This window comes from Butyrivibrio sp. Su6 (assembly GCF_900108105.1).
Classification (GTDB): Bacteria; Bacillota; Clostridia; order Lachnospirales; family Lachnospiraceae; genus Butyrivibrio.
In genome coordinates, this window is sequence record NZ_FNUR01000013.1 from 95,074 (window position 1) to 118,542 (window position 23,469).

18 protein-coding genes and 1 tRNA gene are annotated in these 23,469 nt (G+C 40.0%); 10 read left to right on the top strand and 9 right to left on the bottom strand.

Features of this window, described 5'->3' with window-relative positions; genetic code table 11:
* Positions 1-15: 15 nt before the first annotated feature.
* Positions 16-89, bottom strand: a tRNA-Arg gene (locus C4S54_RS13330).
* Between the two features lie 190 nt (positions 90-279).
* Here C4S54_RS13330 and C4S54_RS13335 point away from each other — a divergent pair.
* The 6 genes from C4S54_RS13335 to C4S54_RS13360 all read left to right on the top strand — a co-directional run bounded on the left by C4S54_RS13335 (position 280) and on the right by C4S54_RS13360 (position 8,950).
* Positions 280-1,329, top strand: a complete 1,050-nt coding sequence (locus tag C4S54_RS13335) for an extracellular solute-binding protein (RefSeq protein WP_160110768.1) — start codon at positions 280-282, stop codon at positions 1,327-1,329.
* Positions 1,330-1,331: 2 nt separating this feature from the next.
* Positions 1,332-3,038 (top strand): sensor histidine kinase, encoded by a 1,707-nt coding sequence (locus C4S54_RS13340; RefSeq protein ID WP_103869954.1) that lies wholly within the window; start codon positions 1,332-1,334, stop codon positions 3,036-3,038.
* A 2-nt stretch (positions 3,039-3,040) separates the two neighbouring features.
* Positions 3,041-3,805 carry a response regulator transcription factor gene (locus tag C4S54_RS13345; RefSeq protein WP_103869955.1) on the top strand — a complete coding sequence of 255 codons (765 nt, stop codon included), beginning with the start codon at positions 3,041-3,043 and terminating at the stop codon, positions 3,803-3,805.
* A gap of 144 nt (positions 3,806-3,949) precedes the next feature.
* Positions 3,950-5,368: a hypothetical protein gene (locus tag C4S54_RS13350; protein WP_103869956.1), complete on the top strand. Its 1,419-nt coding sequence runs from the start codon at positions 3,950-3,952 to the stop codon at positions 5,366-5,368.
* A 103-nt stretch (positions 5,369-5,471) separates the two neighbouring features.
* Positions 5,472-7,298: an ABC transporter permease gene (locus tag C4S54_RS13355; protein ID WP_103869957.1), complete on the top strand. Its 1,827-nt coding sequence runs from the start codon at positions 5,472-5,474 to the stop codon at positions 7,296-7,298.
* Positions 7,299-7,300: 2 nt separating this feature from the next.
* The gene (locus tag C4S54_RS13360; protein WP_103869958.1) at positions 7,301-8,950 is read left to right on the top strand and encodes an ATP-binding cassette domain-containing protein; all 1,650 of its coding nucleotides are present in this window, start codon (positions 7,301-7,303) and stop codon (positions 8,948-8,950) included.
* 33 nt (positions 8,951-8,983) lie between these two features.
* Here the strand turns inward: C4S54_RS13360 and C4S54_RS13365 are convergent, their stop codons facing one another.
* Entirely contained in the window at positions 8,984-9,853 is an 870-nt protein-coding gene (locus tag C4S54_RS13365; protein ID WP_103869959.1) for a sensor domain-containing diguanylate cyclase, read from the bottom strand.
* A gap of 211 nt (positions 9,854-10,064) precedes the next feature.
* Here C4S54_RS13365 and C4S54_RS13370 point away from each other — a divergent pair, with 211 nt between their 5' ends.
* Positions 10,065-11,192 (top strand): aldo/keto reductase, encoded by a 1,128-nt coding sequence (locus C4S54_RS13370; protein ID WP_103869960.1) that lies wholly within the window; start codon positions 10,065-10,067, stop codon positions 11,190-11,192.
* 64 nt (positions 11,193-11,256) lie between these two features.
* Here the strand turns inward: C4S54_RS13370 and C4S54_RS13375 are convergent, their stop codons facing one another.
* The 4 genes from C4S54_RS13375 to C4S54_RS13390 are packed head-to-tail and all read right to left on the bottom strand — an operon-like array spanning position 11,257 to position 15,976.
* Positions 11,257-12,672, bottom strand: coding sequence for a DUF4340 domain-containing protein (locus C4S54_RS13375; RefSeq protein ID WP_160110769.1), 1,416 nt, complete (start codon positions 12,670-12,672; stop codon positions 11,257-11,259).
* A complete protein-coding gene (locus C4S54_RS13380) occupies positions 12,662-14,143 on the bottom strand; it encodes a GldG family protein (protein WP_103869962.1) in 1,482 nt (493 codons plus the stop codon). Before C4S54_RS13380 ends, C4S54_RS13375 begins: the two co-directional genes overlap by 11 nt.
* Positions 14,140-15,006 (bottom strand): ABC transporter permease, encoded by an 867-nt coding sequence (locus C4S54_RS13385; RefSeq protein ID WP_103869963.1) that lies wholly within the window; start codon positions 15,004-15,006, stop codon positions 14,140-14,142. Before C4S54_RS13385 ends, C4S54_RS13380 begins: the two co-directional genes overlap by 4 nt.
* On the bottom strand, positions 14,984-15,976 hold the full coding sequence (locus tag C4S54_RS13390; RefSeq protein ID WP_160110770.1) for an ABC transporter ATP-binding protein: 993 nt from the start codon (positions 15,974-15,976) through the stop codon (positions 14,984-14,986). The genes C4S54_RS13385 and C4S54_RS13390 overlap by 23 nt, the downstream gene beginning before the upstream one ends.
* A gap of 161 nt (positions 15,977-16,137) precedes the next feature.
* Between C4S54_RS13390 and C4S54_RS13395 the strand changes: the two genes are divergently transcribed.
* Together C4S54_RS13395 and C4S54_RS13400 are read left to right on the top strand one after the other, a co-directional pair.
* A complete protein-coding gene (locus tag C4S54_RS13395; protein WP_103869965.1) occupies positions 16,138-18,600 on the top strand; it encodes a clostripain-related cysteine peptidase in 2,463 nt (820 codons plus the stop codon).
* A 15-nt stretch (positions 18,601-18,615) separates the two neighbouring features.
* On the top strand, positions 18,616-19,425 hold the full coding sequence (locus C4S54_RS13400; protein WP_103869966.1) for a YlmH/Sll1252 family protein: 810 nt from the start codon (positions 18,616-18,618) through the stop codon (positions 19,423-19,425).
* Between the two features lie 56 nt (positions 19,426-19,481).
* On the opposite strand, the gene C4S54_RS13405 is transcribed toward C4S54_RS13400, so the two are convergent.
* Together C4S54_RS13405 and C4S54_RS13410 are read right to left on the bottom strand one after the other, a co-directional pair.
* Complete coding sequence (locus C4S54_RS13405) at positions 19,482-20,417, bottom strand: 3'-5' exonuclease (RefSeq protein ID WP_103869967.1); 936 nt, start codon at positions 20,415-20,417, stop codon at positions 19,482-19,484.
* Between the two features lie 22 nt (positions 20,418-20,439).
* Positions 20,440-21,267 carry an alpha/beta hydrolase gene (locus C4S54_RS13410; RefSeq protein WP_103869968.1) on the bottom strand — a complete coding sequence of 276 codons (828 nt, stop codon included), beginning with the start codon at positions 21,265-21,267 and terminating at the stop codon, positions 20,440-20,442.
* A gap of 156 nt (positions 21,268-21,423) precedes the next feature.
* Between C4S54_RS13410 and C4S54_RS13415 the strand changes: the two genes are divergently transcribed.
* A complete protein-coding gene (locus C4S54_RS13415) occupies positions 21,424-21,966 on the top strand; it encodes a glutathione peroxidase (RefSeq protein WP_022772226.1) in 543 nt (180 codons plus the stop codon).
* A gap of 53 nt (positions 21,967-22,019) precedes the next feature.
* Here the strand turns inward: C4S54_RS13415 and C4S54_RS13420 are convergent.
* Positions 22,020-23,469: D-alanyl-D-alanine carboxypeptidase family protein (locus C4S54_RS13420; protein ID WP_103869969.1), on the bottom strand; the 1,450-nt coding region annotated here is incomplete at its 5' end.

Below are 23,469 nucleotides of genomic sequence, written 5' to 3' on the forward strand. Positions count from 1 at the left end.
TGTAGCCTTCACGAATGTTCCCGATGCGATTCGAACGCACGACCTTCCGCTTAGGAGGCGGACGCTCTATCCTGCTGAGCTACGGAAACATGCACAAATAATATTAACATAAAGACATATGTTATTCAAGTGCGTTGACTAAGTATAAAAAGCGTACAAAAAGCGCTTTACGGAGCTAATATAGATACGTAAAATATAATATGATATTTTGAACGAGAAAATGGAAAGTCGCATTAGACTAAGATAATCCAATAACTAATGAACATCAGAAAAAGTAGCATGGATAATAAGAAAAGAGCAAAGAAAATAATAGTATCAATTCTTACAGGAGCAGTAATGCTCCTTATTTCGTCATGTGGAAACAGTAAAAGACAAGAACAGATAGATTATATCTCTGAAAAATACAGTGTTTCTGAAGAAAATCAGCTTATAGTCTATACTTCCCATAAAGAAGAAGTGTACCTTCCAATAATCAGAGAATTTGAGAACAGAACCGGGATATGGGTTGAGGTGCACGCCGGCGGAACAGCAGAAATGATGCAGAAGGCAAAAGAAGCATCTGAAAAAAGCGAATGTGACGTCATGTTTGGTGGCGGAATAGAAAGCTATGAAGCGCAAAAGGATATCTTTTTACCATATAAAACCAGTGAAGTTCAGTATCTGGACAAGGCCTATGTATCAGAAGAAGGGGCATGGACTGCGTTTACAGAGCTTCCAATAGTTTTTATCTATAACAGGAAACTGGTATCCTCATCTGAAGCGCCAAGGGAATGGAAAGATCTTTTTGATGAAAAATGGAAAGGCAAAATTGCCTATGCAGATCTTAATAATTCAGGGACAAGCTTTACCATCATTTCAACGATGGAGCAGCTTTTCCACGAATCTTACGAAACATTACTTCCAAGGTTTTATGAGCAGCTTGATGGAAATATTCTGAAATCATCAGGAGACATAATACCTGAAGTTTCTGATGGCGACTGCCTTGTAGGAATAACTCTGGAAGAAACAGCAAAAAAATACATTGAGCTCGGCTATGAGATTTCTATCATATATCCAAACGATGGGACAAGCGCAGTTCCTGATGGATGTGCTATGTTAAAAAATGCCCCCCACAGCTACAATGCAGGAAAATTCATAGACTTTGTTGTTGGGTATGATACACAGCAATATGCCATGGACAATTTTTATAGAAGACCTGTTAGAACAGATGTAGAGCTTACTTCTAGTTATGGATCCATAAAAGAGATTTCATTTGATGTAAAAAAGTCAGCAGATGAAGAAACAAAAGTTTTTTCACTGTGGAATGAACTCACAAAGAAGGAGGACTGAAGATGAATCTGATAAGACAGTCCTTCAAAAGACAGCTCTTTGCAATACTGATGATAACCACTGTAATACTGGTAATCTGCGGTGGAATCCTTACTATACAGGGATTTCAGGCAAGGCTTACAGCTGATTATGAGAAAAGAGATATTGAGCAGAGCAGGATAATCAATACAAGACTCATAAATGACCTTGAGCAGGCAGAGCATGCAGTGCAGGAGCTTTCAGAAAATGAAGTTATAATAAATGCCATTTCAAGGAAAAGGAACAATTCACTAAGTATTTATTCAGAGCTTTACGCAATTTCAAAGGATATTCGCGATTTTGCTGCTGTGGATATATATCAGGGAAGCAAGTGCATATTCAGCACTGCAACAAGTTCATTGTCAAAAGAACTGCCATTAAACTATTCAGTGTTAAGAGAAGCGGCAGAGAAAGAAGACAGTATCATTTTTTCTCTTGATCCGACATATTCATCAGAAAATGGCGCAGACATCCTCATAGCAAAAGAGATTAATGGAGAAGAAAATCAGGGATTTGTTGTAGTTAGGATTGAGCAGGAAGAAATAGAGTCAAGATTAAAAGACAGTATTAATGCCAAAGACGGATTTATGCTTACGGACAGATTTTTTAGACCCTATTGCCTTATTGGAACAGCCAAAGATGGTAAAGCCTTAGCACTTATAAGGAACAACCTCCTCAATAAGATCAGCTATAACAGCAACATAATAGGAAACGTGTACATAAATGAAGTGGGAGAGACAGGACTTCTCAGCGTTTATATTACACCGCCGGTTCTTGGTGAATCCGCGGTAAAAGTAGGGTATCAGATACTGATATTTGAGGCAATAATAAGTATATTTATATGTCTTTTGGTGGCCTCAAGGCTGAGCGCATACTTTTCAAAACCAATTAATATATTGTCTTCCGGAATGAAGACCTTTAGAAAAGGTGACTTCGATACCAAGATTGAGCTCAACAGAGAAGATGAGTTTGAGCAGCTGGCAGTTGGATTTAACAAAATGACCTCGCAGCTTAAGCAGACCATAAATGAAAGAGTAAAAGCCGAGCGAACTATAAACGAGACCAGAATACAGATGATGCAGGCCCAGCTAAATCCGCACTTTTTGTATAACACTCTGGATACGATAAAATGGGTGGCAAAAGCAAACGGTGTTCCTGAAGTAGCAACAATGTCAGCTTCACTGGCTGGTATACTCAGGACCAGCATATCTGAAAAGCAGTTCTGCAAGCTGTCAAAAGAGCTGGAACTGATTCAGAATTATTGCGAGATACAAAAGATCCGATTCGATGATAAATTTGACATTACTATAGATGTGCCACAAGATGTGATGGATGCCATTATTCCTAAACTTATCATGCAGCCGATAGTGGAAAATGCCATTATTCATGGAATGAACGAGACCGAAAACGGGCATATTTATGTAGCTGCCGTAAGAGATAAAAATGAAGAAAAAGATCTTTTGAAAATATCAATACAGGATGACGGAGTCGGAATCAGTGATGAGATGATGAAGGCACTTAACAACGATGATGTGGAGACACTAAAAGGCCATCTTGGGCTTAATAATGTAAATACAATTATCAGATTATATTATGGAAAAGAGTATGGAGTAATGGCAGTAAGACCGTCAGAGGGAGGCACTGTAATGATCATTACGCTTCCATATTCTGAAAAAGAACCGGAGCAATAAAAATGACAAAAGTACTCATTGTAGATGATGAAAAATATGTGCGTATGGGAATAAAAGCAGAGACAGACTGGACGCTGATAGGATGCGAAGTAGTGGGCGAAGCTGCTAATGGAGTAGAAGCCCTTGAAGTAGCAGAGAATACAAAGCCTGACCTCGTCATCTCAGATATCAGAATGCCCAAAATGGACGGAATAGAGCTGGCAGAAAAGCTGATTGATAAGTATCCCGGGATAAAAGTTGTTTTCCTAACTGCCTATAACGAATTTGAATATGCCAGAAAAGCAATAAGGATTGGAGTATCTGACTATATTTTGAAACCCTTTCAGGATGGCGAACTTGAGGGAGTGATCCAGAGGCTTTTGCATCTGCATCCAAATCTTCCGGCAAAAGAAACAGAGCTTGAAAATGAGCTCATTTCACTAAAAGGGAAGGATGAAATTGCTAACAGGTACGTACAGTCAGCTATCGAATACATTGAAAAGAACTACTCAGATACGAACTTTAGTGTTGGAAAACTGGCAGAATCCTTAAGCGTAAGCGAAGGCCATATAAGCAGGCTTTTTAAATCTGAAACGGATAACAGTATAAATAACTATCTGACAAAGTACAGAATAAAAAAAGCAATGGACTACTTAAAAGATATAAACATCAAAGTATATGAAGTTGCTGAGAAAGTAGGGTATCAGGATATAGCTTATTTTTCTAATACATTCAAGAAACTGACAGGCAAGAACCCCTCTGATTATCAGGCAAAGGGACTTCAGTAAAACATATCAAAATATTACAAAAAATATCAGAATTGTCTTCTCAAAAAATTTATAAACAAATCATAAACTGTAATTACAAGCAAAGAACTGCCCGTAATTACAGTTTTTCTTTTTATCGGGCTAATGTAAAAAGGAGGAAACGAAGTGAAAAAGAAGGTATTATCAACAATCTTAGCATTCTCAATGGTTGTATCAGCCCTTGCAGGATGCGGAAGCGCAGCATCGGGAACAACAGAAACAACTACAGACACACAGACTTCCGGAGAAACACAGACTCAGACACAGGAAGCAGCTCCTGCGGAGACACAGGCAGAGCCGGCAGCTGAGCTCACAGGAATTGATGCTATCATCGCTGAAGCAGAAACAATGACAATGGAAGAGCTTGCTGCAAAAGCCATTGAAGAATCAAACGGAAAGACATTCTATGGCGTTGGTAACTCCAGCCGTGGTAAGTCAGCACTTCCAGTATTTATCGAGTATTTACAGTCAATTGATCCATCATATTCCATGGAATTTGAATGGCAACAGCCAAAGAACAACAAGATCTTTGAGCAGCTTACATCTGATTCACTTAAGAGCGAAGGCACATTTGCAATGACTCTTATCCAGGATGGAAATCAGATCCAGACAAAGATGGTGGATACAGATATCTTAAAGACATTCGTACCTAAGGAATGGGCAGAAGCAAACGGAACAACTCCTGATGCTTTCTCAGGATTCCTTCCACTTCAGACACTTAATAAAGTATTCATGTACAACAACACAGGAAGCGCAACATTTACTAACTGTTGGGACTTTGTATATGAGGGTTCACATCCACTTTTCATGGGTGTTGATTCAGAAATCGTAGGAAAGAACTTCCTTATGATGCTCACAGAAGATAAGTATGCAACATGGCTTAAGGAAGCATATGACAAGCTTGATGATACAAAGAAAGCTTACTTTGAGCCTGTTATCAAAGAGATGCAGGCAGATGCCAGCGACCTTGGTCTTGGAGCAAATGGAGCATATGCTCTTGCATGGATTAAGCTCTGGGTTAACAACTACAACGAGCAGACTGATGACGGCCCTATCTGCAACACTCTTGTAGATGCTTCAGCTACAGATCAGTCAGGATTGTTAGTTTATTCAAAGCTTCGTTCAGTTGAAGAGTCAGCTACAGTATCAGTAAATAACATCAACGTTGCTGCATATCAGGACGGCTACACAGGAATTGGCGGATATGGATATTGCCATTACCTCTTCCTTACAAAGAACAGCCCACTTCCTTGGACAGCATGTGCATTCATCGCATTCATGACATGTACTGAGGCAGGTTTTGAGCCATGGGGCAAAGACATGGGTGGCTATTCAGCAAATCCTAATGTTGCAAAAGAAATCGAAGAGAAATTCCAGCATTCAAATGGTGGCGGAGATGAATTCCCAGCTAAGAATGACAGAGGATATGACTGGTGGACAACCACAGGAGAACTCGTTCTTGAAGATCCTGCATACTGCTCAGATGTTTCATTTACAGTAGGTAGCTGGATCGACGTTCTTGATCACTACGCACCAGGCGAATAAGAATAATACAGGTGACGAAAGTACAGATGCGTTCATGCTTGCATGAAACGCATTTGTACTTTACACCACCGATATATTGGATGATTTAGAAAGGAATGCAAAAATGGAGGCAATCGCAAAACCAGACAAAAGTGCGATTTTTAAAAATAAGGTAAAGACATGGTTTTCCCAACCTCAGAACATAATACTTTTGCTGTTTGGGATTGTTCTTACCTTTAGTACTGTCGCACCAATCGTTGCAATAGTAAAAGACACTTTTGCTATTCATCCCGGTACAATAGATCAGCATCTTACCGGCAGAACAACGGGATATACAGTAGTAAACTATATAGATCTTTTTACCAGCAGACTTGCTGTAACTAATCTCTGGAAACCATTATTAAATACAATCATCTTATCTGTACTTACATGTTTCATATCAATACTGTTCGGTGGACTCTTCGCGTTTTTGGTAACCAGAACAGATATGAAATTTAAAAAGTATTTAAGTTCAATCTTTATTTTCCCATACATCATGCCACAGTGGACTTTGGCTGTTGTGTGGCAGCACATGTTTTATTCAAATAAAGTTACCGGAACATCAGATGGACTTCTTGCAGCAATATTCCATATTTATTTTCCTCACTGGTGGTGCCAGGGTGTATTTCCAAGTGCAGTAGTTCTTGGCCTTCACTACGCACCCTTTGCTTACATTTTGATAGGCGGAATATTTAAGAATATGGATGCGAATCTTGAAGAAGCAGCAACAATTCTTGATACTCCCAAGTGGAAGATCATGTTCAAGGTAACACTTCCAATGATCAAACCAGCCATTCTTTCAACTATCCTTTTAGTATTTGGAAGTGCAATGGGAAGTTACCCGGTACCTCATTACCTGAGCCTTACAACACTTTCTACCAAGTACATCTCAATGAACAGCAAATACACCGGTGAAGCCAGTATCCTTGCAATCATCATGATGGTATTTGGAGTGCTCATTTTAGGCCTAAACCAGATGAGTTTAAAGAGCAGGAAAAATTACACAACAGTTACGGGTAAATCAGGACAGCTCACCAAGCTAACAATTGGAAAGATTGGAAAATATCTTGTAGGAATAATCTTTATAATAATCACATTCTTTACGAGCATATGGCCAATAGTTCTTTTTGCCCTGGAAACATTCCTTCCAAACCCAGGAGATTACAGCTTCCTGTACACAGGAAACCTGGCACACCTCACAACAAAGTGGTGGGTAACTAACGAAAACATTACAGAAAACGGCATGTATGGACAGTCCGGAATCCTTTACAACAAGACCATATGGCATGCGTTCTTTGGAACACTGTTCCTGGCAGTTGTATGCGCACTTATTGCAGGAACCATCGGAACTCTCATCGGTTATGCCGTTGCTAAAAAGAGAAGAAATAAGTGGGCAAACTACGTGAACAACGTTGCATTTCTCCCATATCTTATGCCTTCTATCGCAGTTGGAGCAGCATTCTTTATCCTGTTTTCCAACGAGCACATAAATCTGTTTAACACATATACACTTCTGATAATTGCAGGTGTAGTAAAATACATACCATTTGCTTCAAGAAGCTCCCTTAATTCCATGCTTCAGATAAGCAACGAGCTGGAAGAGGCGGCAATTATCATGAACACACCATGGATAAAGAGAATGACAAGGATCATCATTCCAATTCAGAAGTCATCAATTATCAGCGGATATCTTCTTCCGTTTATGACATGTCTTCGTGAATTATCCCTGTTCCTTCTTCTTTGTACACAGGGATTCATCCTTTCAACAACACTTGATTATTTTGATGAGATGGGACTTTATGCATTCTCAAGCGCAATAAATCTGATACTTATCGTTACAATTCTTGTGTTTAATACATTAGTAAACAAGCTCACAGGCGCCAGCCTTGACAGCGGCATAGGAGGAAAGTGATCATGCCAGAAATAGTTTTAGAAAACATAACAAAGCGTTGGGGTAAATTCTTTGGCGTTGATAACGTAAGCCTCAATATTCCCAATAATTCTTTTATCACACTCTTAGGACCTTCAGGATGTGGAAAGACAACAATCCTTCGAATGATCGCAGGACTTGAGACACCTACTGAAGGCAGGATCACAATCGGTGATAAAGTTGTATTTGATTCAAATGCAGGAATCAATGTGCCAGCCAACAAGAGACGAGTAGGCTTTCTTTTTCAGAACTATGCGTTATGGCCTAACATGACAGTTTATGAAAATATCTCTTTTGGCCTTAAGAACATTCATGAAGAAATGCCTGTTTTAGATGTTGAGGCAAAAAGAGCCGGAGACATAATAAGAGCTCTTCAGAATGGCACAAAGATAAAAGAAATTGTAGAAGAGTGCCGCGACAAAAATGGAAAGCTCGATGAAAACAAGGCATATGTAAAGCTTATTGATAACTACAGCCTTTCAATCTATACGGCAAAAGAACTGTTTGCACTTGGAATCCATCAGTCACAGGATCCTGATACACAGGCTAAGGCAAAAGCTACTGAGTATGAGGCAAAACTTTCAGAGATAAAAGAGAAGCTGAAAAGTGAAGGTAAAGAGCTCAACGAAAAGTTCCAGGTTACAAAAGATGGAAATGTAGTCATTGAAAATAGAAAGCTTACAAAAGAAGAAATAGATTCGAGAGTAAGAGCCTGCTCAAGAATAGTTAAGATCGGAATGTTCATGGACAGATATCCGGCAGAACTTTCCGGTGGACAGCAGCAGAGAGTTGCAATAGCGAGGACTCTGGCTCCGGAGCCACAGGTTCTTTTCATGGATGAGCCTCTGTCAAACCTTGATGCCAAGCTCCGCCTGGAGATGAGATATGAGCTGCAAAGACTCCATGTGGAAACAGGTAGCACATTTGTCTATGTTACTCATGATCAGATGGAAGCTATGACCCTTGCTACAAGAATATGCCTTGTAAGTAACGGTGTCCTACAGCAGTATGCAGCACCTCTCGATGTTTATAACAGACCTGCAAATCTCTTTGTAGCAGATTTCGTTGGTAATCCTTCAATGAACTTTGTGGATGGAAAAGGAAAGCAGCAGGAGGATGGCAGTGTTGTCCTTGATATTTTAGGAGAGCACAAGGCAAAATTTGTTCCAAATGAAAAGATTCTCTTATCTGACTGGAGAGCAGCAAGGGATAAAGAAGATGCTGATAAGCAGGAGTTTGAGCGCCAGAGACTTATGAAGAAAGGCGCTGTTGAAAAGAGCAACAAGGATGAAGTTTTCAAATACCATGTTCAAAAGGTGGAGGAGCAGGACGAGAGTATCATGGACGAACCTGTTATTACAGATGAAGATTTTGTTCTTGGAATCAGACCGGAAGCAATTGATATCGAGCCAAGCGGAAAGATAAATACCAAGATATATGGTGCGATGCCTACAGGTATGGAATCTACCTTAAAGCTCAGAGTAGGAGAATTCCTTCTGACTAGCGTTATCTTCGGTAATTCAATTTATCTGATCGGACAGGATGCCAATATTGATATTAAGGGAAATGACATTCTTTTATTTGACAGAAAGTCAGGAAAACTTATTACAGCAGGAACATTAGAAATAATGTAATATCAAAAGACCTCTCGTATGGCGCGGGAGGTCTTATCTTGATGCTTTATGTTGTCTTTTCATTTCATACATTCTTTTGTCTGCTAGTTCTATAAGAGATAGAAGAGAAGTGGTTTCGGAGTAAAGTGCATGTCCAACGGAAGCCTTTATTGAAAACTTGGCGCCATCAAGATTTCTAGGGCCATCAACTGCTCTGATGAAGCGCTTTTGAAGTAATTCTATCTCATCTTCTGACTGAAGCTGATGAAGTACAACAAATTCATCGCCGCCGTATCTAAATAGCACACAGTTATCAGAGGCAGCAACGGTAAGGCTTTTACAGATTGACTGCAAAACAAGATTTCCATATTCATGGCCATAGTTATCATTTACAGCTTTAAAATCATCCAGATCTATCATGTATAAAACAAAATCAGTATGATTTTGTTTGTACTGTTCTTCATACTGGAGCACAATTTCGGTGTAAGCTCTGCGGTTCAAAACACCTGTGAGCTCATCTGTCTGCGAAAGAGCAGAGAGCCTTGTCTGTTCCTGAACAGCATCGGTAACATCCAAAAAATAACCAATAAGTCCTACAATCTTTCCGTCAGAAAAAAGAGGGCACTTGGAAGCTTTTATATTGCGAACTCTTCCCTGAACTATGCATTGTCCGGGGACGTTAAGTACAGATTCTCCGTTACCTATAACCCTGAGCTCAACATTTCTAAATGGCACAGGATCAATATGCCAACCCATGTCTTCATCAGTTTTACCGATTATTTCATCGACTGATTTTAGATTATAATAATCCAAAAACATCTGGTTGGCGCCAAGAAATCGTCTGTCTGTGTCCTTCCAGAAAATACCGGCAGGAATCAGAGTCATCAAGTTATTTAGTAAATCAGATTCACTAATATGTTCCATAGTCTTCTTATCTTATCTGGAGAATTACCTACAATAGTTCAGATTAATTTTAGCATGGTAAAGGAGCGCAATTATAAAGAGAGTATTACATCTTAATAAATAATCTCTTTAAAATGACAAAAAAGGATACAAATTAAATATTTGTCTATGATAAAATTTAATAGGGTAGGCTAAAAATTTCATATTTTTTTAAATGTTCGGAGGGCAAGCGATGGACAATTCTTTTCCACAGATAAAGACCTTTTTTGGTTTTGGATGCATGAGACTTCCTATGAACGGCTCAGAGGTTGATATTGAGCAGTTCAAAGAAATGACCGATTATTTTATCGATAATGGATTCAACTATTTTGATACAGCACATGGATATATTGATGGAAAGTCAGAGCTGGCAATAAAAGAGGCTCTTACCAGCAGATATTCAAGAGATAAATATCTTTTAACAGACAAACTCACAGAACCCTATTTCCATAAGGAAGAAGATATAAGACCATTTTTCCAGAGTCAGCTTGATGCATGTGGCGTTGAGTATTTTGACTTCTATCTTATGCATGCTCAGAATGCTACAAATTTTGAGCACTTCAAAAAATGCAGAGCTTATGAGACAGCATTTGATCTTAAAAAAGAAGGAAAGATCAAGCATGTAGGTCTTTCATTCCATGATAAGCCTGAGGTTCTTGATAAAATACTTACTACATATCCTGACGTTGAGATCGTTCAGATTCAGTTGAACTATGTAGATTATGATGATGCTTCTGTTCAGAGCCGTAAGTGCCTTGAAGTATGCAGAAAGCACGGCAAGCCTGGTATCGTTATGGAGCCTGTAAAGGGCGGAAGCCTTATAAAGCTTCCTGACGAGGCACAGAAAGTTTTTGATGAAATGCCATCTAAGCTTTCAAATGCAAGCTATGCTATCAGATTTGCTGCAAGCCAGGAGGGAATCCGTGTTGTACTTTCAGGTATGAGCGATATGGCGCAGATGAAAGACAACGTATCTTTCATGAAAGATTTCAAGCCTCTTTCAGAGGAAGAGATGGGAGCAGTTGCCAAGGTAACAGCTATCTACAAAGGACTTGATATGATTCCTTGTACAGCATGTCATTATTGCGTAGAGGAAAATCATTGTCCGATGAATATTAAGATTCCTGAATTATTTGCTTGTCTTAATACAAAAAATGTTTTCAATGACTGGAATCAGAAAATGTACTATGATCTTTTAACAACTGATGGTGCAGGCAAGGCAAGCGATTGTATAGAATGTGGCGGCTGCGAAAATGTATGTCCACAGCATTTAGAGATCAGAAGTCTTCTTAAAAATGTTGCAGCAGAATTTGAAAAATAATCTAAATAAGTTATAAAAAAAGAACTCCTTCCAATGTATGGCAAGGAGTTCTTTTTTTCTTATTTTAATCTGAAATTTCCTGATCGGCTTCGTCAGTACTTTCTTTTCCTAAATTGAGCATTGTGGTGATGAAATCCTCTTTTAGGGTGGACATTTGGCTTCTGTCAACGAGACCAAGAGTCTCTCCATTAAGAGTTACAAGGCAGCTGTCACCGTCAACTCTATAAAGAGAAATTGCCAGAGAAGTATTATCTTCATCGTTAAGAACAATAGTGATAGAGAACTCTTCAGTGCCTGGAGGCTCAGTAGTATCAAATTCTTTTACGCTGAGAGAGGTGATGTCGTTTACGATTGTACTTCCCTCGATTTCATAACCATTAACTGTATAGGTAACAATGTCATCGATTGTTTCAGCATCAATAATGTACTGATCAGAATCTATACTTGCTGTGATGGTCTGAACCTGTGATGCAGAGATATCAACAACTGCTGTCGGGCGAAGTGATTCATAATCATAGCCTGTCAGAGTTTCGTAATCCTCAGCAGTATATGAGTAAATGATCTGTGATTCATCAACTCTTAGATAAATAGTCTCATCATCAATCTTCTTAAAGTACAGATAGTGATCTTCCTCTTCACCAAGGTCATTGTCGTCGGTAAAGTCAGTATCGTAGCCATATCCCTTTACATGTATGGTCAGAGAAGGTGCATCAAATCCCCAGTTAGAGAGCTCTTCGTCAGTGACACAGTATGTGACGTAATCAGAAAAAGTTATATGGGTGAAATATCCCAAAAAGCTTGTGACAAAAGAGTCAGAAAGAGGAAGGTAAGTATCGCCATCCTTTAAATAATAGTTATAGCTTGTAGTATAGTCATATGTAGCATCTTCCTCATAGATCAGCGAAAGGTTACTATCTCCTGTAAGTTCAACGGACTCAATCTGCTGGTAATAAGGAATCTCATCGTTATCAAGATAGTCATCCTTTTCAGAAGAAAGATACTCTTCAATGTCATCGTCGATAAGATATACAGTTCCGCCGTTTATGGAGATATATCTTTTGGAATCCATAGTTGAAAAAGTTCCGCAGGAGAGAGTAGTTTCTCCATCCGAAGTCACAAATGTGATCTCTGCCTCAGGATCATCAAGTCCGTACTGGCTGTAATCTTCAACATCCTCAATAATGAAACTCGCATGCACTTCTGCAAAATTTTCTATCAGGTAAGATATTTCTTCCTGATCTACAGGAAAAGAATCATCTCCTGAATAAGTCCAGACATCATCAGTTTTTACGAAGTCCAGTGTCTTATCTTCAAAAGTCCATTTTATCTCTGTTAGACTTTCAGCGTCTGCGGCATAAACAACTTCATCTATAGTTGAAATACTTTCAACATGCTTTTCGACGGCATTTACTATAACTATCCCGCCGATAATGAGCACGAGAAGTGCACATAATATAATAAGAGTTTTTTTACGCTTCAACTGCTTTTCCCTCCTTCCTTCTTCTGAATACCTCATCTATTCCGTAAACCAGATAGCCAATAGGAAGGATGAAGATCATTATGATCTTAATACGCTTTGCTGCAGTCTCGCTGATGGTCAGATAGTTGTAGTCAAGAGACTTTGATCTGATTGAGATTGTCTCCTCTTCGCCGATCATCCATGAAATTGAGTTCATGATAAAGTCCACATTGGCGCCTGAAGAGTAGGAGTTATATCCATCATCCAGCATTACATCAGATGCAACCCAGACAAGCTTTCCGTCAGTTAACTCACTTGCTACAGAAACAGCCAGTGAAAATGGTCCGTCGATATCGCCATCCTCTTTGTCATAGGTCTCAAGTGAATAGCCTGCAATCTTTGAGAATGAATCAGCAGATGTAGTCAAAAGAGATGTGACAGTGTAAGAACTTGATGAACTGTCTACTGTCAGGCCTGAAGCGATAGGTACAATAACATTGCTCTTTTCATTAATAAGCGCATCTGTAATGTCAGATGACTCTATTTCAGGTAAAAGAATATACGGCTGGGAGAAAGCATAGTAATCCCTGTTTCCTTCTACTACAACACCATCATTTATAGATACGCCAAGGCTTTCGATAATGCCACGAAGGTTAGAAAGATCTGTATCATCCTGAAGAGGACCGGATAGAACAAGGAGATGCCCTTCGTTTTCTATATAGTCTTCAAGCATTGTTACTTCTTCAGAAGAAAGATCACTTGTTGGTGAGTTTATAAGGATCATATCCGCATCCTCAGGTATTTCATCAACATTTAAAAGAGAAAACTCCTCAGTTTCAATATTTGCTTTTTCAAGGCTGTCAGTGAAAGTTGAAGACAGCTCACTTTCTCCGTGTCCTGTAAGGACATAAACCTTAGGGAGATCTTCGGAAACTACATAATCGATGGCTGTAGTTATTTCGCTTTCACCGTCAAAACTTGCAGAAGCAGAGCCTGTCATGTAATAACTTGAGGAATCAACTTCATAGATGTCGTTGTAGCTGATGAATCTGTATTTATCGCCGCATTCAACCACCAGTGAGTTGTTGGAAACATAGTCCTCTGTGTACTGCTGTGCAAAAGTAGGATACACATCAGGGTTCTTTTTTACGACAGTGATGTGTTCTGACATATCGTCGTATACATCAAGAAGCTTTTCAATTACTGAATCCTCCTGGCCTGACTGAACGATCCAGTAGATAGTCACATCTTTTTCCAGATTGTTTACGACAACCTTGGTTGAGGAAGTCAAGGAGTAAAGCTGCGCTGCAGATATGTCAAACTGAGTGATAGTAGATGGAAGAGCGCTAAAAAGCACGTTTATACCAATAAGTATCAGAAGGACAATGACTGTGATGAGGAAATTGTAGCTTCCGATCTTTGCAGTCTTACTGGTGAGAGCCTGCTTGTTTTTATTAAATGCACTATTAAGAGAATTCTTTATGCTGATCATCCGTTGTACCTCCTCTTTTCAAGGGCCTGAACACATAAAAACAGGAAAAATACGATTACACTGATGTAATAAACAATTCCTGTAAGGTCGAAGATTCCGTTTACGAAAACAGAAAATCTCTCAAAGAGGGATATCTTTTTCATAATATTTGGAAGGAGGTTGTTTAAAAGATCTGAATTAACAAAGTAAACAACGACTGAAGCTATGCTGCACACTACGAAGAGCAGTAGCGCCATGATGTTTGATCTGGTCATGTATCTGATAACAAGAGCAAGAAGGGCTGCGATAACAATGAGAGATATAAGAGCGCCAACTGCTGTTGCTGAAACATAGTCAGAGAGGCTTGCGCAAAAATAATTAAAGAGCATGAAAGCAACGCATATTCCTGCGGCGATTCCCTGTGAATCAGTCAGCGCTGAAATATACATTCCCATGCTTATAAGTGCCATGCCCATAAATATAAATGCGATCATTGATCCGTACGAAGTAGGAAGGTAAACGTCCCCAAACTGCGCAAAGATAAGTGGATAAATACAAATAATTACTATTGGAATGAGGAAAACTACAAACAGAGATAAAAACTTTCCGACAATGATGTCAGTAGAAGTTATAGGTAGAGAGTACAGTAGCTGATCTGTTTTCTGTTTCTTTTCCTCAGAAATAATTCTCATGGTGAGAATTGGAACTAAAACTATAAATATGATCGAGATAAAATCCAGTACATATTCGAAATTCGCAACTGATGCATTAATGTTGTATAAAAGAGCTCCTATTCCTGTGAAAAGGAGTAGAAAAGCACCAAAGATATACCCCGTCATGCTGTGGTAGAATAGCGAAAGCTCATGCCGTAATACTGCTATCAATTTCTTTTTCCTCCAAAGTTATAATGTTGTTTTCGTCCGATTCTGAAGTGAGCTCCATAAAGATATCTTCAAGGTTTGTCTTTACAGGGTTCAGCTTAAACAAAGGAATATCCTTAGCTGCAAAGGCGCGGAATATAGCCTTGCTTATATCTGTAACGTCGCAGTTTTCCACATGGAGCTTTAGCGTATGATCATCATCGCTTTCACAGGCTTCAAACTGGCTTATATTCTGGATGTCCTTAAGGATCTCTTTTGCCTCATCGGTGGAAACGTCCGCACCAATTTCTATTACACTGCCTGATGATGAGTCTTTTCCCAGATTATCAGGGGTATCGAAGGCCACAAGCTTTCCTTTATAGATGATAAGAACCTTGTCGCAGATGGCCTGAACCTCAGAAAGAATGTGAGAACTGAGGATAACTGTGTGTTTTTGTCCCAAATTGTGGATAAGTTCCCTGATTTCCAGGATCTGCATGGGATCAAGGCCAACAGTTGGCTCATCGAGGATGATTATCTGTGGATTGCCCAAAAGTGCCTGAGAAATACCAACTCTCTGGCGGTAGCCCTTTGAAAGGAATTTGATGGGCTTATCCAGTACATGATCGATATTGGTTTCCTTTGCAACACGCTCAATCTCTGCGGGTCTGTCTTTTTTGGAAACTCTCTTGGCCTCTGCAACGAAATCCAGGTATTCTCTTGGTGTCTGATCAACATAGAGGGGTGGGATCTCAGGCAGATATCCGATCAGTTTTTTGGCTTCTTTGCTGTCTTCAAATATGTCATAGTCTCCGATTCTGACGGTTCCTTCTGTTGCGGCAAGGCAACCTGTAAGAATATTCAGGGTAGTTGATTTACCGGCGCCGTTAGGGCCGAGAAATCCGTAGATATGTCCGTCTTCAATGGTAAAAGACAAATCGTCTACAGCCAGGGTAGAACCGTAGCTTTTAGTCAAATGATCGACAATGATCAACTCTTTTTCCTCCTTAGTTTTGTATATAGTAAGTCAGAATCTAGAATAAAACCCTTACCTAAAACGAACCTAAAAAGGAAACTCTGTAAAAAAATAATTGAAAAAGTGTATACTATACTTAATTGAAAAAGAAAATGGTATGTAACATCTGGGAGGGAGATATGGCAGATAAACCAATTGGAAGAAAGAAAAATGTAGGAACGGGCGGTTCCGGCGTTCATAGAAGAGGCGAAGCATTAGGAACAGGACCGGTTGGAAATCCTGATGGATACTCATCTTCAAATAAGACTCCGGGAGTTGGTACGCCTCAGAGATCAGGTGGCAGAAGCCCGCTGTTTATGATAATTGTCATTTTGATCCTTGTGCTTGGAGGAGGCGGTGGGCTGACTTCATTCCTTGGAGGTGGAGACAGCTATACAACGGAGGAAACTGCACAGCCTGAGTTTAGTAATACAACGAGCCAGACTACCACAGGAAGCGGCGTATCTTCAACAAGTTCAACAGGATCAGCTTTGTCTACCCTTAGCCAGCTCTTTGGAGGATACAGTGCATATTCAGGTGGAAGCTCATCTTCAGCAGCCTGGAGCGAGCCTGCAAACACAGGAAAACTAAATACAGCTGTGGATGAAAATGCTCGTCCAAAACGCACAACAATCCTTGGAGATGGCGAAGACGTCATTACTATCATGGTTTACATGTGCGGCGCGGATCTTGAATCCAGAAGCGCTATGGCGACAAAAGACATCCAGGAGATGATGGCAGCAAGCCTTGGGGAAAATATAAATCTCATCATATATACCGGTGGAGCAAGGCAGTGGCAGAACAATGTGATCTCAAGCTCAACCAATCAGATCTATCAGGTAAAAAATGGGAAGCTGTCTCTTTTGCAGGATAATATAGGAAACCTTCCGATGACAAAGCCGTCGACACTTTCAAGCTTCATTAAGTGGGCAGCCGGAAATTTCCCTGCAAACAGATATGATCTCATTTTCTGGAATCATGGCGGTGGATCAACAGGTGGATACGGCTATGACGAGAAGTTTGCTTCAGCAGGTTCCATGTCTCTTTCAGGGATAAATACAGCCCTTAAAGATGGCGGAGTAACTTTTGATTTTGTGGGATTTGATACGTGCCTCATGGCGACTGTTGAGAATGCCCTTGTGGTTTCAAACTATGCTGATTACCTGGTAGCATCAGAAGAGACAGAGCCTGGCATTGGCTGGTATTACACAAACTGGCTTACAGAGCTGTCACAGAACACATCAATGGACACCCTTAGCATAGGAAAGAACATAATCGATGATTTTACAAATGCCTGTGCCCAGAATTGTCCCGGTCAGAAGACAACTCTTTCTATCATAGATCTTGCTGAGCTCTCACAGACAGTGCCAAAAGAGCTTGCTGATTTTTCAAAAGACACAACAGAGAAGATAAAGGGCAATGAATACAGAGAAGTTTCCACAGCCCGCAGCAGTTCAAGAGAATTTGCAGCATCATCCAAGATAGATCAGATAGACCTTGTGGACTTTGCAATCCGAATGGGAACAGATGAGTCAAAAGAACTTGCGGAGACTTTAAAGAGTGCCATCAAGTACAACAGAACAAGCACAAATATGACAAATGCTTATGGCTTGTCCATCTACTTCCCTTATAAAAAAACATCAAAAGTCGATTCCATGGTGAGCACTTATGATGCGATTGGCATGGATGATGATTATGCAAAATGTATTCAGAACTTTGCATCCATGGAAGTAGCAGGTCAGGTCGCATCCGGCGGTACATCAAGTCCTGTTCCGTCACTTTTTGGCGAACTGTCATCACAGGGAAGCGGAAGTGCATCAGCCGAGATGATAACGCAGCTTCTTACAACATTTTTATCAAGTGATTTCAGCAGCATAGATGGGCTTACATCGGGCAATACATCTTTCCTTGGAAAAGGCCTTGATGTTGAGCAGGCAGCGGACTACATCGCAGCTAATCAGTTTGACGCCTCAAAGCTTGTATGGACCAAAGCTTCAACTGGCGAAGACGCGATCAAGCTTTCAAAAGATCAGTGGCAACAGGTAAAAGATGTTACATATAAAACCTTCTATGATGATGGAGAGGGATATGTGGAGCTTGGCTGCGACAACGCGATTGAGATCGATGACAACGGATGCCTTCTTGCGCAGTCAGATAAGACATGGCTTTCTATTGATGACCAGATCGTGGCATATTATGTTATTGATGTTCAGGGAACAGAAGATAACTATGCGATCACCGGCCGCGTTCCATGTTACCTCAATGGAGAGAGAACAAACCTTATCATCGTATTTGATTCAGAAAATGAAGATGGCTATGTAGCAGGTGCTTGCAGCGATTATCAGAACGGAGAAACTGAAACTATCGCTAAAAATGCCACAGAACTGGTAGAAGGTGATAAGATAGACTTTGTTTGTGATTTTTACTCATATGATAAGACATTTAACGGTGCATATCTGCTTGGAGAAGAGATGACTGTGACAGGGCCTATGTCCGATATGGTCATTATGAATCTCCCTGTTGGCGAAGGCGATGTTCTTGAAACATACTGCTTCACTGATATTTTCGGGCAGACCTACTATTCACCAACAATAAAGTACTAAAGAACGGATAGTAATATGGAAGAAAAAACAAAAGATTTTCTTGCAGGGCGCGTAAGAGATCTTGCCACAAGGGCATATATGAACAACTTCGTCACCCACACAGATTTTTTGTCAGTCTCTGAGATTGCCATGTTTCATCAGATACTCTCGGCTGAGGGCGTATCGTCCAATGTCCATGAATACTGTGGCGCTAAGTACGTTATATACGGCGGATTTGACGAAGCTGAAAGGGCAATGATATGTTTTTTGCCTGATTATATGGATGAAGAAACATTTCTAATGATGGAAAAAAGTGAATCATCTGTCTGCAGCTGCGTAAGGATACGGCCGGTAAATAAGAAGTTTGCTGATGAATTAAACCACAGAGATTATCTTGGGTCACTTATGAATCTTGGGATAGAAAGAGATCAGCTCGGCGATATCTTAACCGGAGATGATGTGGCATACGTATTTGCAACAATGGATATTGCCCAGATGATCTGCAATGAACTGATAAGGATAAAGCATACATCTGTAAAGTGTGAGATAGTCACATCAGATGAATGTACTATAAGACCAAAATTTGAGGAAGTAACAGGAAGTGTAGCATCAGAGAGAATCGATGCGATACTGGCTTTTGTTTATCACCTTTCAAGGTCAGAGGCCCAAAAGCTGATAGAAAGTGAGTCCGTGTTTATTGATGGCAGAACTGCATACAGCGGTGGATATGACCTAAAAGAAGGGGCCAGGGTCTCTGTCAGAGGTCATGGCAAATTCATATATTTGGGAATGCAGAACACCACAAGAAAAGGCAGACTATTTATTTCAGTAAATAAGTTCATATGATAGAAAAGGCTTTGAAAGATATATCACTTTCAAAGCCTTTGTTTTAAATCATTATATTATGGTGTTGGTCTCTTTTTTGCCTTTTTCTGTTTGGCTTTCATGTCCTCGAGCTCATCCGGAGAAATGAATCTGCTGGTTTTGACCACAAAGAGCCGTCCATTTTCAGCTTTTTTGATACGCACCTTAGCCTTCATATAGCCATGTTTATCGCAGGTTGCCACAGCGTAGTAGTGTTTGCCGTTTGGTGTGAACCACTTTATCTTTCTTCGGATATTTTTATGGCATATATAGCACTTGGTGCTCATGATCTCCATGTTTTCAAGGATATCTTCCTTGGTATCAAACTCTCTGGAGATGAATTTCTCATAGTTGTCAAAAACAATCTTGATTTCCTGCTTCCTGGTCTTTGGAGTGACATACGTGTCAAAAGAAATTCTTTGTAATATCCGCTCACTAAGAAGCTTGAAAATCTCAGCAGTATAAGCCGCATCAGCCAAAGCCCTGTGGAATGGATAATCCAGATTTATGCCTTTTTCCTCTGCTGCGGTAGAAAGGGAAACACGGGATTTACCATCGTCAAAAGACAGACTATAAAGCTTTTGAACATCATAAAATGCAAGCGGTCTGTCGGACAAAAGAGGAAGATCAAAGAAATCCAGATTGCACTGGAACTCCCTAAGATCAAGAGGTCCCCAGCTGCAGAACTTGGGATCCTCGCCGCACCACTCCAGAAAATCTCTTGCAGCATCCTGGAAAAGCTCACCATTTTCAAGATCTTCCATTGAAAGGTGAATAAGCTTTCCTGTTATCTTATGCATCTGAGTATGAACCTGAGGCTTTATAAGACGTGTAAATTCACCGATTTTCTGTCTTTTTTCATTTAGTTTTATAGCACCAATCTCAACAATCTCAAAATTTAAAGTCTTACCATTTGAGACGGCCGGAGCTTCACCTTGATTCCATTCAAGGTCAAAAACAATATAATTACTCATAAAAAGTCTCTTTCAGTTTATTTCAAAAGAATCTGTCAAGCCATGTTGTGGCAAGGTCGATCCATGGGGCTGCTGAAGGAACGTCTTCATTGCCTCCATTGCTGAGAGTGAGCTTGTTTGCCAGTGAGAGTCCATGTCCACCTTCAGGGAAAATGTGAAGTTCAGTGTTGATATTCTGCTCTTTAAGTGCAGTAGCAAATAAAAGAGAGTTTTCAACAGGAACGCTGCCATCAGTGAAGGTGTGCCATATAAATGTCTTTGGAACATCACTGTTTACCTGATTCTCAAGTGACATGTCTTCCTTCATATATTCATATCGGTCACCAAGAAGATTCTCAATAGAACCTCTGTGAGCGAATTTGCCTGAAGTAATTACAGGATAGCAGAGCATAAGTCCGTTTGGACGAAGCTTTTCTTTTGAAGAGTCTTCTGCATCACCAAGAAGAGCCTTGGAAACAAAATCTCTTTTCCACATACAAGCGTAACTTGCAGCAAGATGTCCACCAGCAGAGCAACCTTCTATTATAATGGCATTCTCATCTACTTCCCATTCTTTAGCATTTTCTCTGATAATGAGGATTGATCTTCCAAGCTCTAAAAGAGAAGTAGGATAGACAGCAGGTGCACATGAATACCTGAGTATAGCTACGTTTAAGCCTTTTGCCATAAATGCAAAAGCAAGTGGTTCAGCCTCTCTGTCTGATGTATATGCATAAGCGCCACCGGGACATAAAAGGATAAGTGGCCTTTTGCTAATGCTTAATGACTCGGATGGTTCCTGGATATAAACATTGAGTTTTGCATAATCCAAAGAACCCTCTTCAGAAATTCTGAATTCTTTATAAATCATCAAAAATACCCCCAATACTAAGCTCTTTCCTATAAACTATAAAATGAAGAAAAAATATTTGCAATAGGTATTGACATTTTAAATTGTACACAATATAATCTTATCAAACATGAATGCAATTAAATTTTATATAATCGAAAAATTGGAGGTATAAACATGGGATTCTACGATTATTCAGTAACAGACAACCAGGGCAACGAAGTTAAGCTTGATCAGTTTAAGGGCAAGGTAGTACTTGTAGTTAACACAGCTACAGGATGCGGCTTCACACCTCACTATAAGGACATCGAAGAGATGTATGAAAAGTTCCATGACCAGGGATTTGAAGTTCTTGATATCCCTTGCAATCAGTTTGCAGGTCAGACTCCAGGAACAGATGAAGAGATCCACGAGTTCTGCCAGCTTCATTACAACACAAAGTTCCCACAGATGACAAAGTCAGATGTCAATGGTGAGAACCAGCTTCCACTTTATAAGTTCCTCAAGGAGCAGAAAGGTTTCGAAGGATTTGGAAAAAGCCCTTCAGCTCTTGCAATGAGTGTAATGCTTAAGAAGATCGACAAGGATTACAAGAATAATCCTGATATCAAGTGGAACTTCACAAAGTTCGTAATTGATAGAGATGGAAATGTTGTTGCTCGTTTTGAGCCTACAGAGAAAATGGAAAATGTTGCTGCTTGCGTAGAGAAACTCATATAATACATAAAAAAGCTGTGAAGGATACAATCATTCTTCACAGCTTTTCTTATTAATTAAAATTTGATCTTCTTATTACTTTTGTTAAATTCTCGTTTTCTTCTATTGTAGCGGATCCTGTCACTCCTACTGATTCCCTTGCGGTTGCGAACAGTTTTTGAGGAAGAGGTTCCTATTATAGTCATGATCAGGACGAAGACTGCAGCAATAATAAAGAGTATTTTTACATTTATATAAATAGGCTTTATGGTTGGAGTATTTGTTTCTTCACCCTTTGCAGCAGCGTTTTCGGAGTAGCAGATCATGGCATTTCCAATAGCTACGTCGTGGTAGGTGTAATCAACCTTTGCAATTCCCGTAGGATATTCAGCCTTTTCCTCATCGCTTAAGTCGTAGGTAACTTCATAGTCGGCTTCAGTAATCTGAGATGTTTTGGGAAGTACAATAACGCTGCTATCATCAAGCTTTAGGATGGTTCCTGATTTACCAAAAACATCGTGGTCAGATTCAAAGAAAAGTGAGTCATCCGGCATATAGCGGGTTTCTTCATCTGCAACATTAACCAGATGGAAGTTATTAAACGCATAATCAAAAAGAGTAACCGTATCTGTAAACTGTGTCGGGGACTCCTCCATGAATACAACGCAGATAAGCTTCATTCCATTTTTTTCTGCGCAGGTCACAAGAGTCTCGCGGGCCTGATCCGTATATCCGGTCTTACCGCCTACAATGCCATCGTATGCTATCTCACCTGTAATTAGTTTGTGCTTGTTATTCAGATAAAAGTCATCAGGCTGAGTAGCAGTGGGCTCGAAATGATATCTTGGTGTATTTCCAACTTTACATAAAAGTTCATTGCTAAAAAACTCTTTTGAGATAAGGGCCAGGTCATAAACGCTGGTGTAGTGGTTATCGTCCTGAAGGCCGTTAGTGTTGGCAAAATGAGTGTTGGTGCAGCCAAGGCTCTTTGCCGTATCATTCATGAGTTTTACAAAATCATCTATGCTGCCGCTTACATGTTCTGCAACAGCGTTGGCAACTTCATTGGCACTACCGACCATTATTCCGTAGAGCGCCTGCTCCAAAGTGATGGACTGACCAACATCCATTCCTATACTTGAACCGTCGTTTGGAACGCTGAAAACAGCATCGTTTGAGAAGGTAATATTATCGCTCAGACTTGCATTTTCAGCAGCCAAAAGACATGTCATTATCTTGGTAGTACTTGCAGGATAAAGCTCTTCGTGAATATTTTTTGCGTAGAGGATAGTGCCTGTCTCGGCTTCCATTACAATTGCAGACTCAGCAGAAACTTCAGGTCCCTCAGGCCAGTTTGCAATGTCATTACTCTGAATTGGAAGTGCTTTTCTTTCCTGGGCAAGGGCGGCATAATCAACTGTTTCTGCGTGAGCACTTATAGAAAGAGATGTAACAGTCAGAAAAAAAGCTACCGCGCAAAGAAAACTCTTATATATGAAATTGTTTCTTTTCCTATTAAATGAATTA

Bases quoted from the DNA above. Each gene is read 5' to 3' on its own strand.
- C4S54_RS13335 (WP_160110768.1), top strand. From the start codon at position 280: ATGGATAATAAGAAAAGAGCAAAGAAAATAATAGTATCAATTCTTACA.
- C4S54_RS13340 (WP_103869954.1), top strand. From the start codon at position 1,332: ATGAATCTGATAAGACAGTCCTTCAAAAGACAGCTCTTTGCAATACTG.
- C4S54_RS13345 (WP_103869955.1), top strand. From the start codon at position 3,041: ATGACAAAAGTACTCATTGTAGATGATGAAAAATATGTGCGTATGGGA.
- C4S54_RS13355 (WP_103869957.1), top strand. From the start codon at position 5,472: ATGGAGGCAATCGCAAAACCAGACAAAAGTGCGATTTTTAAAAATAAG.
- C4S54_RS13360 (WP_103869958.1), top strand. From the start codon at position 7,301: ATGCCAGAAATAGTTTTAGAAAACATAACAAAGCGTTGGGGTAAATTC.
- C4S54_RS13365 (WP_103869959.1), bottom strand. From the start codon at position 9,853: ATGGAACATATTAGTGAATCTGATTTACTAAATAACTTGATGACTCTG.
- C4S54_RS13370 (WP_103869960.1), top strand. From the start codon at position 10,065: ATGGACAATTCTTTTCCACAGATAAAGACCTTTTTTGGTTTTGGATGC.
- C4S54_RS13380 (WP_103869962.1), bottom strand. From the start codon at position 14,143: ATGATCAGCATAAAGAATTCTCTTAATAGTGCATTTAATAAAAACAAG.
- C4S54_RS13395 (WP_103869965.1), top strand. From the start codon at position 16,138: ATGGCAGATAAACCAATTGGAAGAAAGAAAAATGTAGGAACGGGCGGT.
- C4S54_RS13400 (WP_103869966.1), top strand. From the start codon at position 18,616: ATGGAAGAAAAAACAAAAGATTTTCTTGCAGGGCGCGTAAGAGATCTT.
- C4S54_RS13405 (WP_103869967.1), bottom strand. From the start codon at position 20,417: ATGAGTAATTATATTGTTTTTGACCTTGAATGGAATCAAGGTGAAGCT.
- C4S54_RS13410 (WP_103869968.1), bottom strand. From the start codon at position 21,267: ATGATTTATAAAGAATTCAGAATTTCTGAAGAGGGTTCTTTGGATTAT.
- C4S54_RS13415 (WP_022772226.1), top strand. From the start codon at position 21,424: ATGGGATTCTACGATTATTCAGTAACAGACAACCAGGGCAACGAAGTT.